This window comes from Paenibacillus sp. S-38 (assembly GCF_049942825.1).
In the GTDB taxonomy this organism is placed as follows: Bacteria; Bacillota; Bacilli; order Paenibacillales; family NBRC-103111; genus Paenibacillus_G.
Window position 1 is genome coordinate 2,155,356 of the sequence record NZ_CP187970.1, and the last position, 15,323, is coordinate 2,170,678.

10 protein-coding genes are annotated in these 15,323 nt (G+C 55.7%); all 10 read left to right on the forward strand.

Translation table 11 applies throughout. The features are described 5' to 3' along the window. Positions 1 to 101 precede the first annotated feature (101 nt). The 10 genes from ACP26L_RS10335 (at position 102) to ACP26L_RS10380 (ending at position 15,153) form a co-directional block, all read left to right on the forward strand. Positions 102 to 983, forward strand: coding sequence for a LysR family transcriptional regulator (locus ACP26L_RS10335; RefSeq protein ID WP_426452441.1), 882 nt, complete (start codon positions 102 to 104; stop codon positions 981 to 983). A 320-nt stretch (positions 984 to 1,303) separates the two neighbouring features. Then, a complete protein-coding gene (locus ACP26L_RS10340) occupies positions 1,304 to 2,653 on the forward strand; it encodes an ABC transporter substrate-binding protein (RefSeq protein ID WP_426452442.1) in 1,350 nt (449 codons plus the stop codon). A 19-nt stretch (positions 2,654 to 2,672) separates the two neighbouring features. Then, positions 2,673 to 3,611, forward strand: a complete 939-nt coding sequence (locus ACP26L_RS10345) for a carbohydrate ABC transporter permease (RefSeq protein WP_426452443.1) — start codon at positions 2,673 to 2,675, stop codon at positions 3,609 to 3,611. Continuing rightward, complete coding sequence (locus tag ACP26L_RS10350; RefSeq protein ID WP_426452444.1) at positions 3,611 to 4,453, forward strand: carbohydrate ABC transporter permease; 843 nt, start codon at positions 3,611 to 3,613, stop codon at positions 4,451 to 4,453. The genes ACP26L_RS10345 and ACP26L_RS10350 overlap by 1 nt, the downstream gene beginning before the upstream one ends. 18 nt (positions 4,454 to 4,471) lie before the next feature. Beyond that, entirely contained in the window at positions 4,472 to 5,941 is a 1,470-nt protein-coding gene (locus tag ACP26L_RS10355) for a DUF5060 domain-containing protein (protein WP_426452445.1), read from the forward strand. Between the two features lie 12 nt (positions 5,942 to 5,953). Next, positions 5,954 to 8,683 (forward strand): family 78 glycoside hydrolase catalytic domain, encoded by a 2,730-nt coding sequence (locus ACP26L_RS10360; protein WP_426452446.1) that lies wholly within the window; start codon positions 5,954 to 5,956, stop codon positions 8,681 to 8,683. 58 nt (positions 8,684 to 8,741) lie between these two features. Beyond that, the gene (locus ACP26L_RS10365; protein WP_426452447.1) at positions 8,742 to 10,244 is read left to right on the forward strand and encodes an extracellular solute-binding protein; all 1,503 of its coding nucleotides are present in this window, start codon (positions 8,742 to 8,744) and stop codon (positions 10,242 to 10,244) included. 264 nt (positions 10,245 to 10,508) lie between these two features. Continuing rightward, positions 10,509 to 12,335, forward strand: coding sequence for a cache domain-containing sensor histidine kinase (locus tag ACP26L_RS10370; protein WP_426452448.1), 1,827 nt, complete (start codon positions 10,509 to 10,511; stop codon positions 12,333 to 12,335). Beyond that, the gene (locus ACP26L_RS10375; protein WP_426452449.1) at positions 12,313 to 13,566 is read left to right on the forward strand and encodes a helix-turn-helix domain-containing protein; all 1,254 of its coding nucleotides are present in this window, start codon (positions 12,313 to 12,315) and stop codon (positions 13,564 to 13,566) included. Before ACP26L_RS10370 ends, ACP26L_RS10375 begins: the two co-directional genes overlap by 23 nt. Positions 13,567 to 13,587: 21 nt before the next feature. Then, the gene (locus ACP26L_RS10380; RefSeq protein ID WP_426452450.1) at positions 13,588 to 15,153 is read left to right on the forward strand and encodes an extracellular solute-binding protein; all 1,566 of its coding nucleotides are present in this window, start codon (positions 13,588 to 13,590) and stop codon (positions 15,151 to 15,153) included. Positions 15,154 to 15,323: the final 170 nt, after the last annotated feature.

Consider the following 15,323-nt stretch of genomic DNA (forward strand, 5'->3'; position numbering starts at 1 on the left):
ATTCCTCGATAACGACACTTTACAATGAAAAGGAGTTATCGTCTAATATATAAACAACGTATGATTCATTCGAAAATCGACTTAATCCGGAGGAGCTTAGCTTGGAACTGCGTCAGATTGAATATTTCATTGCCGTAGCGGAAGAGCTGCATTTTGGCCGTGCGGCCATGCGGCTGCAGATGACACAGCCGCCACTAAGCCAACAGATTTTGCAGCTCGAAAAGGAACTGGGAGTCCTGCTGTTCGAGAGATCGAAACGGCATGTAGAGCTAACCCCTGCGGGAAAGGTCTTCTTGCAAGAGGTACGCCACGCCCTCAACCAATTAGAGCGGGCAAAGGCGGCAGCTCAAAGGGCCCAGATGGGAATGCTCGGCCGGTTAGTGCTGGGCTTTGTCGGATCGGCTACATTCGATATTCTTCCCAACCTTGTTCGGGTATTTCAGGAGCAGTATCCGAATGTGGATTTGGTTCTTCACGAGATGCCCACTCCCATGCAGCTGGAGGCTTTTCGCAGGAAAGACATCGACATCGGCTTTGTAAGAACGCCTGTCGTGGACCGGCACCTGTCGCTCTTATCCGTTCGTCAAGAGACTTGCATCGTGGTCGTCCCGAAAATGCATCCACTGGCCCAGCGCTCTTCCGTATCGATGGGCGATCTTAGGGCAGAACGATTTATATTGGTGGAGAGGGAGGTTTGGCCGAGCTGGTACGATGATATCCTCTCGAAGTGTCGTGATGCCGGCTTCAGCCCGATCATCCGTCAGGATGTGAAAGAAATACAAACCGTCGTCGGCATGGTTGCGGCGGGGCTGGGTATAAGTATCGTACCAAGCTCAACGGCGAATATTCATGCGCGGGACGTAGCGTATGTGAACATCGAGGGGAATGCCCCGCTCGCAGACATGAGCATCGCCTGGCGAACGGATAACAACTCTGTCCTCGTTAAACAATTTCTCGATATAGCCGTACAACTTACCACGTGAACATCTGAGGTACAAGGAAATCGATCAAAGGCTGGCTGAGCTGGCTGAAGCACAGAAAACCGACTGAAGAAAAGACAAGATTCCTCCTGGCTATGGCAGGGCTCTTGTCTTTTTTTTATTTCGTGGGGTCGACGGGTCGACAAAGGGGCTATTGGACAGCAGATAAAGCTAAAAAATGACCCGGTAGAAACTTAATAACGTCCCTTTGAGCGAAGGGAATGCCTTAGGTATAGTAAATGTAAGCGGATTCTTTAATCCGATTGCGGGGTTAGGAGCTGAATCCCGGCATCAACTGCTATCCATAGGGAGGGGTTGTAGACATGAGAATCGGAAGAAAACCTGCTTCACTGCTGGTCATCAGTACGTTCATGCTTCTGGCAGCGTGTGGGGGCGATCCAAGCACAGGCAGCGGGTCGCAGCCTGCCGCATCGTCCGAGTCCTCTGCAGAGAAGGAGGGAAAGAGCGATGGGAAAGACCCCGTTACGCTTCGCATCATGTGGTGGGGTTCGCAGGCCCGGCATGACGCGACCAATAAGGTCATCGATCTCTTCAAGCAGAAGAACCCTCATATCCAAGTCAGCGCGGAGTTCCTGGGTGCGGATGGGTATTGGGACAAGCTGAACACATTGGTTGCCGGCGGCAACGCTCCCGACATCATTCAGCTGGGGAACAACTACCCAGACTATGTCTCCCGCGGGACGCTGCTGGAGCTTGACCCGTACATCGGCAAACCGATCGATCTCGGGACGTTCGACGAGCAGATCGCCTCCACGGGCAAGCTGGACGGCAAGCAGTATGGGATCAATATGGGCTCCAATGCTCTGAGTATCGTGTACAACACGGAGCTGATCAAGAAAGCCGGCATGGAACCGCCGAATGCAGGCTGGACCTGGGAAGAGATGGAGGCCTACAGCAAACAGCTCGTCGGGAAGCTGGGCAAAGGGTATTACGCCTTCGCCGATCAATCCGGCTTCACGCACTACCTGGGGCATTTCGTAAGACAGAACGGCAAAGCGCTGTATAACGGCAGCGAAATCGCGTTCGACGAAGCGCTTGGAACCAAATGGTTTGAAATGTGGAACCGCTTCCGCCAGGAGGGCATCATTCCCACAGCTGCGCAGTCCGCCGCATACTTGGAGATGACACCGGACAACTCCATGCTGGTTGAGGGCAAACTCGCGATGCTTGTGATTTGGTCAAACCAGTTCGTCGCCTTCCAGGGGGCGATGAAGGATGAGCTGCAGATGGTCCCGCTGCCGAGCGGCGGTACGGAGAACGGCATGTGGATCCAGCCAAGCCAGTTCATGACGATCAATAAAAACAGCAAGCATCCGGAAGAAGCCGCCCAGCTCATCAACTTTTTCGTTAATGACCCGGAAGCCACCAAGATTCTGGGCAGTGACCGGGGAATTCCGGGTTCCACCGTCGTGCGCGATGCCCTAAAGGCCGGTGCCGATTCGATCACACTGAAGACGTACAATTATCTGGATGTTGCGGTCAACCATTCGCGCCAAATGGACCGGGAAATGCCGAACATCCAGGAGTGGGACACGGCGCTGCGCAACAGCGCGCAAAAGCTCGCCTTCGGCAAGGCATCCGCTGCGGAAGCGGCGGCAGAGACGGTGAAAGCGGCTGCGGCTGCCGTCAGCAAATCCAAATCCAAATCATGAAGACGGGGAGGTTCCGTATGTGGAGCAGACGGTTACATCACAGCGCACTCACAGCTATGTAGGAAGGCTATGGAAGAAGAATGCGGTTCCCTTCCTCTTCCTGCTGCCTTGGTTTCTCGGCACCTTCGTTCTGACCTTGGGACCGATGATCAGCTCACTCTACTTGTCGTTTACGCAGTATGATCTGTTGACACCCGCGAAGTGGGTGGGCACCGCGAATTACGAGAACATGTTCCTTGAGGATACCCGCTACCTCCAGTCCCTGAAAGTAACGCTGACGTATGTATTCGTCTCGGTTCCTCTGAAGCTCGGTTTTGCGCTCGCCGTCGCCATGCTTCTTAATAAAGGGCTGCGGGCGCTGCACTTCTACCGGACGCTTTATTATATTCCTACGCTGCTCGGGGGTAGTGTCGCGATCGCGGTACTGTGGAGGCAGATATTCGGAGCGGACGGGTTGTTCAACCTCTTCCTTCACGGTGCGTTCGGCATCGAGGCGCCGGATTGGGTATCCGATCCGACGTACTCGTTGTACTCTATCGTTGCTCTAACGGTGTGGCAGTTCGGATCGTCGATGGTGATTTTCCTGGCGGGACTGAAGCAGATTCCGCAGGATCTGTACGAGGCGGCCGAGGTGGACGGCGCAGGGAAGATCCAGAAGTTCTTCAGCATCACCATCCCGATGCTGTCGCCGGTCGTCTTCTTCAACCTCGTCATCCAGCTGATCGGGTCGTTCCAGGCGTTCACGCAGGCGTTCGTCGTCAGCCGCGGCACCGGCGGACCGATCGATTCAACCCTGTTCTATACGCTGTATTTGTACCAGAAGGGATTCTCGCATTTCGAGATGGGCTACGCTTCAGCGATGGCCTGGATCCTGCTGCTGCTTATCGGCTGCTGCACCGCAATCCTGTTCGGGACCTCAAGATACTGGGTTCATTACGCCGATGGGGGGAAATCGTAATGCAAGCCTACCCCAGACATACGGCCTGGCTCGTCCATGCGCTGGTCATGGCGCTCGGCATCCTGATGCTGTACCCGATTCTGTGGCTCATCTCAAGCTCATTCAAACCGGACCATCTGATCTTCTCCGATCTGCGGCTATGGCCGGCGGAGATGACGCTCGACAACTATACCAAAGGGTGGAAGGGGATTTCCGGGACTTCCTTCGGCAGCTTCCTGGCCAACTCGATGATCCTGTGCCTGCTGGCCGTTCTCGGCAACCTCGTATCCTGCTCCATGGCGGCTTACGCGTTCGGGCGACTCGACTTTTCCTTAAAGAACATCTGGTTTGGGCTCATGATGGTCACGATCATGCTGCCGCACCATGTTACGATCATCCCGCAGTACGTGCTGTTTCACAAGCTCGGCTGGGTGGATACATTCAGTCCGCTGACGGTACCGAAGCTGCTGGCCACCGACGCATTCTTTATCTTTCTCATGGTGCAGTTCATTCGGGGGCTGCCCCGCGATCTGGACGAATCAGGCCGTATCGACGGCTGTGGTCCGATTCAGATCTACTGGCGGATCGTGATGCCGCTTGCGCTGCCCGCGCTGATCACGACGGCGATATTCACCTTTATCTGGACGTGGGACGATTTCTTCAGCCAGCTTCTTTATCTGAATACGCCGGCCAAGTATACGGTGCCGCTCGGACTGCGCCTGTTCCTGGACTCCTCCAGCCAGTCCAATTGGGGGGCGATGATGGCTATGTCGGTCGTGTCCCTTATCCCCAGCTTGGTGATTTTCTTTTCCTTACAGCGCTATTTTGTGGAAGGCATTTCAACATCCGGTATTAAAGGGTAGAAAGGTGGACATTGCGAGATGAGCATGGTAAATGAACAGGTGGAACAATGGGGCGTGTTTGAACTCCGCTTGGAGGGTCCCGATCAAGGGAATCCTTACCGGGATGTTCCGCTCCAGGCCGCTTTCCGCTTCGGCGGCCGCGAAGTAAAGACGGCAGGATTCTACGACGGTAGCGGCATATACCGCATTCGCTTCATGCCGGATCGGCAGGGAGAATGGCGGTTCGAGACCTCCAGCGCGGTTCCGGAGCTCGACGGGTTCTCCGGCAGCTTCGTGTGTACGCCTCCGTCGGCAGGCAATCATGGTCCGGTAAGAGTCATGGACGAATACCGGTTCGCCCATGAGGATGGCACCGTCTTCCACCCGTTCGGTACGACGTGCTATGCCTGGATTCATCTGAATCAGGGCATGCAGGAGAAGACGGTGCAGACACTCGCGGACAACAGCTTCAATAAGCTCCGGATGTGCGTGTTCCCGAAACATTACGCGTTCAACTCGGAAGAACCCGATTCGTTCCCGTTCGCCCGCCGGGAGGACGGGGGATTCGATCATACGAGGTTCGATCCCGCATTCTTCGCCAAGCTGGAGAGCCGGATCCTGGATCTGCAGAAGCTGGGCATCGAAGCGGACCTGATTCTCTTCCATCCGTACGACAAAGGACATTGGGGCTTTGACCGGATGGACGCGGAGGTGGATGATTTTTATTTGTCCTATGTGCTGGCGAGGCTCTCCGCATACCGTAATGTATGGTGGTCGCTCGCCAACGAATACGACTTTATGGAGGAGAAGAAGCCGGCCGATTGGGACCGTCTGTTCCGAATCGTGCAGGAAGAAGATCCGTACGGGCACCCGAGATCGATACACAACGGAACGCGGATGTATGACCATGGGAGCGTCCGGTTCTATGATCACGCGAAGCCTTGGGTGACGCATCTGAGCGTTCAGCACTGGGATGTGACGCTTCCCCCGATCTGGCGCAGAGATTACCACAAGCCGATCGTCATCGACGAATGCTGCTACGAAGGCAATCTCCCGCAGCGTTGGGGCAATATCACGGCGGAAGAGATGACCCGGCGGTTCTGGGAGTCGGTCGTGCGCGGCGCTTACTGCACGCATGGGGAGACGTATACCCATCCGGAGAACGAAATCTGGTGGGCGAAGGGCGGCCGGCTGTACGGGCAAAGTCCGGAGAGGATCGCTTTCCTAAAGTCCATCCTCGAAGAAGCGCCTGCCGGATACAAGCCGATTCCGGGCATCTACGATGTGCCGACGATCGGCTTGGAAGGAGAGTACTACCTCCAATACTTCGGCATTCACCGGCCCAGCTATAGGGAAATCCCATTGCCGGAGGACGCAGAGTTCACTGCCGAGATCATCGATACCTGGGAGATGACCGTAACCAAGCTGGACCATACGCTTCGCGGCCGCAGCCGGCTTCAGCTTCCGGATCAGCTGTATACGGCCGTCCGGATTCAACGTGTCAACTAAGGGGGGATGAACATGAACCCGTACTTCTCAGTCGTAGGCTGTCGTACGGAATATCTGGTTGATCCGCTGGGACTGGATACGCCTCATCCGCGGCTGTCCTGGAGAATCGAAGCCGAAGAACGCGGCTTCGAGCAGACCGCATACCACGTGCTTGTCGCCTCGAGCGAGGAGAAGCTGGCCCGTGACCTAGGCGATCTGTGGGACAGCAGGATGGTACAGTCCTCTGCGATGGCGCATATCGAATATGCCGGCCTGCCTCTTCAATCCCAATGTACATATTATTGGAAGACGCGCGTGCGGGATCGGGAAGGGAACGTCTCGGCGTGGAGCACGGCCGCTCAATGGACGATGGGGCTGTTGAAGTGCGGGGAATGGAAAAGTAAGTGGATCGGAAGAAAACCAGAGCTGCTCGAGGAAGGAAGCCTGCAGCCAAGTCCATTTTTCCGCAAAGCATTCACCGCGCAGGGCAGCATCAAGCGTGCGCTGGTGCATGCGACGGCTCTCGGCGTATATGAATTGTACGTGAACGGCGCTCGCATCGGCGGCTGTTTCGCACCGGGATGGACGGATTACGAGAAGCGGGTGCAGGTGCAGACGTACGATATTACAGATTCGCTGCACGAAGGCGGCAATGTCTTCGGCGCCGTCCTCGGGGACGGCTGGTACGCCGGTACGGTCGGGTTCCTCGGCCGGCATGTCTACGGGAAGCGGCCGTTCTTCCTTCTGCAAGCGTCAATCGAATACAAGGACGGACGAAGGGAGATGGTGACGACGGACGGCAGCTGGCGGACGTCGGACGGTCCGATCCGGTATTCGGATATGATCAAAGGCGAGAGCTACGACGCCCGGCTGGAGCTAACCGGGTGGAACGAGGCGGGATACGACGACTCCGGCTGGGATACACCTGAGGTTCGCCCCGGCTATAACGGCATGCTGACCGCCTCGCTGGAGCCGCCGATCCGCATCTTGGAGGTGCTGAAGCCCGTTTCGGTCAGGCGTACCGAGGCGGGAACGTTCATCTTTGATATGGGGCAGAACATGGTCGGTTGGACGGAGATGGCCGTGACAGGGAAGCCCGGTGACCGGATCGTCGTCAGCCATGCCGAGATGCTGAATCCGGATGGCACGCTATATCTGGACAATCTGCGCAAAGCCGTGCAGCAGGACTGCTACATCTGCAGAGGAACGGGGGAAGTGGAGCGCTATGAGCCTCACTTCACCTTCCACGGCTTCCGCTATGTAGAGCTGATCGGATTCGAAGGGGAAGCGGATCTGGGCACGATCACAGGCAAGGTCGTTCATTCGGATACGCCGGTGACGGGAACGCTCGAGACGTCCGACGACATGATTAACCGCTTATACCGCAATATCGTGTGGGGACAGCGGGGCAACTTCCTGTCCGTCCCGACCGACTGTCCGCAGCGCGATGAACGCTTGGGCTGGACGGGAGATGCGCAGATCTTCGCGCGTACCGCATCATACAATATGGACGTCTCCCGCTTCTTCACCAAGTACATGCAGGATATCGCGGATTGTCAGCAGGCATCGGGTGCTTTCACCGACGTGGCTCCGGATGCCGGATGGATTCGGCACAAGATGTGGAATGAGCGGCTGAATTGGTTCGCCCCGGATAACTCGGGGTGGGGGGACGCAGGCGTCATCATTCCTTGGACGCTGTATACGATGTACGGCGATACGCGGATTCTATCGACCCATTACGAATCGATGCGGCGATGGATGGCCTATCTGGAAGGGACGACCGATGGTCTGGTGAGGCCGGGGTATGCGAATTACGCCGATTGGCTGTCCATTGGCGAGAACACGCCGAACGAAGTGCTGGCGACGGCCTACTTCGCCTACGATGCGCTGCTGATGTCGCGGATTGCGGCCATTTTGGGGCATGACGAGGATGCCGGAAGCTGCGGCGCGCTGTATGAGAAGATCACCGCCGCCTTCCGCGGCGCCTTCGTCGCGCAGGACGGTACAATCTATGGCGATACGCAGACGGTGTACGCGCTTGCGCTTTCCTTCGGGTTGTTGACAGAGCCTCTGCGGGAGAGCGCCATCCGCCGGCTCGTCGCGAAGATCCAAGCGAGCGGCGACCGGCTGACGACGGGCTTCCTGGGCGTAGGGTATCTGCTGCCGGCGCTTACCGATCACGGGAGGGCAGATATCGCTTACCGCCTTCTGAGGCAGGAGCAGTTCCCGTCCTGGATGTATTCGATCAGGCACGGCGCCACGACTATCTGGGAGCGTTGGGACGGCTGGACGGAGGAGAAGGGGTTCCAGACGCCAGGCATGAATTCGTTCAACCATTATTCGCTCGGATCGGTGGGGGAATGGATGTACCGGTATATGGCGGGCATCGAGGCCGATCCAGATGCCCCCGGCTTCGCCCGAACGATCATCCGGCCTCATCCGGGAGGCGGGCTTCAGTACGTGCGCGCCGCTTACGAATCGCTCTATGGCGAGATTCGCGTAAGCTGGTACCGGAAGGGCGAACGATTCAGGCTGGAGGTTACCATTCCACCGGGGACGAAGGCCAAGGTGGTTGTTCCGGGAAGGCTTGTTAAGATCGATGATGTGCGGCTTGGTGCGGCCGAAGAGAAGATAAAGGGCTGTGAGAAGCTTAGCGTAGAGGAAGCCGGGGAGATATACGGGATTGGCTCGGGTACCTACCGTTTCGTCTCCGTTCTGCCGGCCGAGACGGTCTGCATGACGAAGCAGGAGGGAAGCGAATGAGGAAGCCGGCTTCGGGCGGAATATCGAAGGCCGTCACACAGGAAGGGGAGTTGAGTTCATGGTGAGGTTCAACAGACGGGGCATCGCAGCGTTAGTTGTGATGACCATTGCTCTCACGGCTTGCAGCGCGCCGCCGGAGTCTGAAGGTGAAGCGGCCGGCAAGGAAGGCAAGCCGTTAACGGTTTCCTTTATGGTGCCTCTTCATCAGGCAGAGACACCGCATCCCCGAATCGAAGAGATCCTGGAAGAAAAGCTGAATGCCTCGCTCGAGATTCAATGGATTCCGAGCACAACCTTCGAAGAAAGGCTCCATGCGGCATTCGCTACCGGCGATCTGCCGGATGTGGCTATCTATTCGCTGACCGGGGCCAACCGTGACGCGATTAAGGACGGCCAATACTGGGAAATCGGGCCTTACTTGGAGCAGTATCCGAATCTGAGCAAGTTAAAGGATGAGATCCTGAACAATATGAAGGTCGACGGCAAGCTCTACTCGCTGTATCAAGGCAGGCCCTTATCCCGCCAAGGGCTTATTTTCCGCAAAGACTGGGCTGACCGTCTGGGATTGGCTGCACCGACCAATACCGATGAATTGTATACCATGCTAAAGCAGTTTACGGAGAATGACCCCGACCAGAACGGTCAGAAGGATACGATGGGACTTGCTGACCGGGGAGACCTTGCTTTCGGTGCCTTCAAGACGATCGCCTCCTGGTTTGGCACTCCGAATGAATGGGGGCTTCAGGATGGCAAGCTGATGCCTGCGTTCACCTTCCCGGAGTATAGGAGCGCCATGAACTATATGAAGGACCTGCGGGACAAAGGCTATATCAACCTGGATTTCCCGGTTACAAGTAAGGTCGATCAGCAGAATCTCGTCAAAAGCGGAAAAGCCGGCGCCTATATCGGATGCATGTGCGATGTGCTGCCGCTGCATACCGATACCGTGAAGTCGAATGCGACAGCGCAGTTCGATGTGCAGAACCAAATCAAAGGTCCAGGCGGCGAATTCACCGTCTGGTCCACCGCCGGCTACAATCATCCTCTGCTCTTCCCGAAGTCGGCGGTCAAGACGGAAGAAGAACTGAAGCGCATCCTGAACGTGCTGGATGGGATGATGTCGCCTGAGATCTCCAACCTGCTCATCTGGGGCATCGAAGGGGAGCATTATACGACGAAAGACGGAGTGGCCGTGCCGATTGCGGATCAGGCCAAGATCGACAAGGAAGTCAGCCCTTATAAAACATTGGAGCTCGGAGAAGCGGATACGAACGGCCGCCTGGGAGGGCAGTCCAACTATCCGGTCAATAACAAAGCGGACCAGCTGTACCTGGATAACGAAAAGCATGTGGTAGCCGACCCGACGATTATGCTTGACTCTGCGACCTATACCCAAGAGAAGGACCGGCTTGGCCAAATCATCAAGGATGCCACCTACAAGTATATTCTTGGGAATATCGATGAAGCAGGCTTCCAGAAGGAAGTGGAGCGATGGAAGTCCGAAGGCGGTGCCAAAGTCATCGAAGAGTTCAACGCATCCTATCAGCAGTCCAAAGGCTGATGCCTGTTCACGAAACAGGCAGCGGGAGGTTTCATACGCAGCGATGCGAAGGGTAGAGTAGAGAAAACTGCAGATCTTGTGATAGTATGTAGACATATCCAAATCAGATGCGGTAATTCATGCGTCCATCACGGCCGCCCGGATTGCCGCACTTGTTTTATGAAGCTCTCCCAGTCATAGACCACATCGGTTGAAAGAGGTGCAGCGTATCGGGATATGGACCACAACAGTTGGATGCGAAGACTCCTTTCAACGATCGGAAATATGAAGCTTCAGAATAAACTGATGGGAGGGTATCTCCTCGGCTGCGCGATTCCTGTTTTTATTGTAAGCGTTATTATCTACAATCAATCGGTGGCCGGTCTGGAAGATTCTTCCCAGGAATTCGCAGCCTTGTATACTTCTCAAATCGAAAATTCGCTCGACCTGCTTATGCAGGAATACGATAAGATTACAAAGACCGTACTCGTCGACAACGATCTTATATCCGGTCTAAGGGATCGTCAGCACATGACTATGGCTGAGCAGATCAATCAGAGAGAGATGGTCCGCCGCATGTTAATGCGGGTTGCTTTACTCAAGCCGGAGATGGGTACTGTGATGCTGATAGGTCCTGACGACACCTTGTATTATTATACGAATACAACAAGCATCGTGGATGAAGAAGCGCTGCTGTCGCAGGATTGGTATAAACGGCTGGGGGACTCGGAGGATGCGTTTTTTGTCACGGGTCTGCACGACAGAGCTTACTATGAGGATCATGGGGAAGGCGCCATCACTACGGTGGGCCGAAAGCTGTTCACGTATGATGGGGCGTTCGCGGGATGGCTGCTCATCGATCTGGACCCGTTCACGCTGATGACTCCCAACCGCGAATTCGTGCTTGCCCGGGACAAATACGATATCAGCGTGATCATTAGCGGCAGATCCGGAGAGCCCGTCTATCATTCCGATGCGGCTACCGGCCGGTTAACCTGGAAGGATGTACTGAATGCGGGGGATCGATACTCGCAGGAGGTTGGCGGCAAGGAGAGTATTGTCATATCAGGAAATGTGAATCTGGGGAAGCTGACGATTACGACGATGATCCCCCGGGAGAAGCTGATGCTGAGGATCCGGCAAATCCAAACGGTCACCGCCTTCGTCATTTTGGCCGGCTTTGCCATTATGGCCCTCGTGTCCATTGGTCTGAACTACGCGATCACGAATCCGATCAAACGGCTGCGCCGCAGCATGAAGCAGGCGGAAGCCGGGCAGTATGTGCCCATTGACAGCGCCCATTCCCGCGACGAGATCGGCAGCCTCGTTCACAGCTACAACAAGATGATCGTCACGATTCGAACCTTAATCGAGAACGTGTACATGGCGGAGATCAAGCAGCGTCAGGCGAAGTTCCTTGCGCTGCAAAACCAGATCAATCCTCATATGCTGTACAATACGTTGGAATCCATCCGGATGAAGGCGCTCGTGAAGGAAGAAGATGAGATTGCGCATATGATCAAAATCCTCGCCCGCATGTTCCGTCTGACGTTAGGCAAGGAAGGCAGGGTTCATTCGATTCAGCATGAGCTGGAATACACCAAAAACTACCTGGACCTGCAAAATATCCGGTTCGACCACCGCTTCCGGCTCCAGATCCGTCTGCCGCAGGACATGCTCGCGTGCAGCATCATTCCCCTTGTCTTCCAGCCTATTGTGGAGAACAGCATGATCCACGGCTTCCGGGACTACAGCCACTTCATGAACATTGGAATAGAAGGCTTCTGGACAGAGCAGGGGGGGATTGTCATCCGGATTATCGATGACGGGATGGGGATGCCGCGGGACAAGCAGGAAGAACTGGCCGCCATGCTGGAAGAGGCGCAGTCTGATAAACACAAGCTGGAGCAGCTGGATGAACGCAGCGGCGAAGGTCTTGGGCTTAAGAATATCGCCGAACGCATCAAGCTGCAATACGGCGATCCGTATCATTTGAAGTTCCGCTCGGAAAGAGGAAAAGGGACAGTGGTCGAGATTCATATCCCAAGCCATCATACGGTGTCAGGATACGGAAGGGACGGTGCCTCGGATGAGAGTCGTGCTGGTGGATGACGAGAAAGGAATCGTGGACGGTCTGCAGAAATTGATGGGCCGCTATATCCCGGAATGCGAAATTGCAGGCGTGGCTTACAACGGGTTGGAAGGTGCACAGCTGATCCAAGCCTGTAAGCCGGATATCGTCATCACGGACATACGGATGCCGCATGCAGACGGGCTGGATATGATTGCGATGCTGCAGGAGGCCGGCTGTAAGGCGAAATACATACTGCTGAGCGGATACGCGGACTTCGAGTACGCGCGCAAAGGGATGCGGCTCGGCGTTCAGCATTATATCAATAAGCCAGTAGAGGAAGAAGAGCTGCGGGAGAGCGTCTATGAAGCGATGGAGCAGATTCGGGTGGAGCGGGGAGACATGCAGCAAATTGACAACCTGAAGAGCGTGCTCCTCCAGCATACGCTGCGCGACCTTATCGATGCAGGCGGCGACAATCCGGGCTATGTCCGTGAGCTGCTTCAATCAGCCGATATTCCACTCACACATACTTCTTTCGTTTGTGTCCTGCTGGAGTTCGACAGCCCTATGAATCCAGGCGCGGATATCGGATTTGATTCCGTGTTCAGCCTTGTAGACCGGGCATTCAGCGCCTTTGGAGGCGTCTACCCGTTCCGGTATACCGCGGCTCAAGGAGCCGTGCTTGTCACAGAGGAAGGAAGCATCGCGTACGGGGAGCTGGTCGATGCTCTGCACGGTCTCAAGGAGGCATTGTGGCAGGAGCTGCAGCTGTCCATGGCGGCCGGTGTCGGCACGGTGAAGGAACAGGCCGTCGACATTCGATTGTCCTTCGAGGAAGCCCGGCACGCACTCACCTTCAGCATGGGGAAGGGGGCCGGAGCTGTCAGTCCCTACGCGGAGTATTATCGAAACGAGCATGCGTTATCAAGGAAGAAAGATACGATTGCAGAGATCAAGGCCTACGTGGAGGAGCATTTCCACGAACCCATCTCCCTGGCGGATTTGTCGGCCCGCTTTTACATCAATCCCTATTACTTAAGCCAGCTCTTCAAGCAGAAGACGGGAGATACGTATTTGAACTATCTGGTTCAGATCCGGATGAACAAGGCGAAGGAACTGCTTGCGATGACCGATCAGAAAGTATATGAGATCTGCCAGGCCGTCGGCTACTCGGATTCGCAGTATTTTTCCCGGTTGTTCGAGAAATCGACGGGCTGCAAGCCGAGTGAATACCGCCGCCGGACCCATGACCAAGTGGCAGATCGTTAACCGCAGCAGGGAGGGGCTGGGATGGTGATCCACAAGCTTAGGGGGCTCGCGGCCATCTGCGCCCTTGTAATGATCGTCCTGTCCGGCTGCAGCGGCAGTGCGGACGCTCCCTCTGACCCGAGTGCCGTCGAACCTGCAGCGGAGGGGGTCATCGATCTGGAAGTTTGGGGGACGAATGACGGATACAGGCCGATCGAGAAGGGCAGCAGGCTGTATGAGCTGTATAAGAAGACGCTGGGCGTCGGCATCATTAGTCCGTATGTGGAATGGAATGGGGGCACGACCTACCAGAACCGGTTGAACCTGAAGATCGCTGCCGGTGAAATGCCCGACCTGTTCCTGCCTTGGCAGGGGATCGAATCCAATCTGGCCAAGAACGGAGCGATAGCGGATCTGACCGAGCTGCTGCCGGCCTATGCACCGAATGTCTGGCAGGGCATCTCGAAGGATGTTTGGGATGTCGTGAAGGCGAACGACCCCACCGGCCAGGGGCGAATCTATTATATCCCGATCGTCATGGACTACGGCAGGTACGCTGCCATGGTCCGCAAGGATTGGCTGGAAGTACTGGGATTATCGATGCCTACAACACAAGAAGCGTATGTCCAGGTGCTGGAGGCCTTCCGGGATCAGGATCCCAACGGCAATGGACAACAGGACGAAATTCCGACAGGCGGCCGGCAGGAAGTGCGCTGGATGGATCATCTGTTTGCCATGTACGGTGTTGCTATGATCGAAGGCTATCCGGATTGGGATCTGTACGATGGCAAGCTGACCTATTCCGCGGTAACGCCGAATATGAAAGCGGCCTTGGCGTTCCTGTCGAAGCTGCATCAGGAGGGATTGCTGGATAAGGAATCGCTTCTCAATGACAAGCTGCAGTGGGATGGGAAAGTGCAGGGGGACAGGGTGGGAAGCTACTACCACTGGTTGGAACAAACCCACTTGTATCTGGATAATCTGTACAAGAACACGGGGGTGAAGGGGGATTTCTCCGTCATGCCTGTGCCTGAAGTACCCGGCTATCAGGGCTTCTACAGCAAGAAGAAGGTGGGGAACCCGCAGTGGGTCGTCAAGAACAACAAGGACAGGACGAGATTGATGGCCACGTTAAAGCTGCTGAACAACCTGTACGATAAACGCAATTGGCAATCATTGTATTTGGGTGTCGAAGGCATGCATTATACCCTGAAGGACGGCAGGGCGATCCGGCTCCCGGATGATAAGAGGACGCAGGAGAACCTGCTGCTGCATCCCTGGCAGGAGCTTGCCACCTTGGATTTCACCACTAAACTGCTAAAAGGTGCGGCATCGGAAGACAGACTGTGGAGCGTGGACCAGACGATTCGGAATATGGAGCAGGCCCAAATCTACAGTAAGAATATTGCCGGAGACGGCCTGCCCGCCAGCATCTACGCGGATTTCCCGGACATTAACAACCGCACGCTGTATGTGGAGTATGCGACCAAGATTATTCTCGGGCAGTACCCGATCAGTAAGTTCGAAGAGTTCGTGGAGAAGTGGTATGCATCCGGCGGCGGCGAGGTGACCAGGCGCGCCAGAGAGTGGTACGAAAAGGTGCAGTGATCGTTTGCCAGCCAGTCGGAGGACAAGCACATCTATTGGTCACATGCGTCGAAGTCGCGGTCTTTTCCTGTCAGCCAATGCGCAAAGGGCCGCCCTGGATAAGAGAGCGGCCGGTAAAAAGCGGTAATCTCCATCGCGTACTTCAGGCCTAAGCTTACGGTAGGATAGGG

Coding starts and splice junctions, on each gene's coding strand:
- ACP26L_RS10375 (WP_426452449.1), top strand. CDS start 12,313: ATGAGAGTCGTGCTGGTGGATGACGAGAAAGGAATCGTGGACGGTCTG.
- ACP26L_RS10370 (WP_426452448.1), top strand. CDS start 10,509: ATGAAGCTTCAGAATAAACTGATGGGAGGGTATCTCCTCGGCTGCGCG.
- ACP26L_RS10340 (WP_426452442.1), top strand. CDS start 1,304: ATGAGAATCGGAAGAAAACCTGCTTCACTGCTGGTCATCAGTACGTTC.
- ACP26L_RS10380 (WP_426452450.1), top strand. CDS start 13,588: ATGGTGATCCACAAGCTTAGGGGGCTCGCGGCCATCTGCGCCCTTGTA.
- ACP26L_RS10350 (WP_426452444.1), top strand. CDS start 3,611: ATGCAAGCCTACCCCAGACATACGGCCTGGCTCGTCCATGCGCTGGTC.
- ACP26L_RS10355 (WP_426452445.1), top strand. CDS start 4,472: ATGAGCATGGTAAATGAACAGGTGGAACAATGGGGCGTGTTTGAACTC.
- ACP26L_RS10365 (WP_426452447.1), top strand. CDS start 8,742: ATGGTGAGGTTCAACAGACGGGGCATCGCAGCGTTAGTTGTGATGACC.
- ACP26L_RS10360 (WP_426452446.1), top strand. CDS start 5,954: ATGAACCCGTACTTCTCAGTCGTAGGCTGTCGTACGGAATATCTGGTT.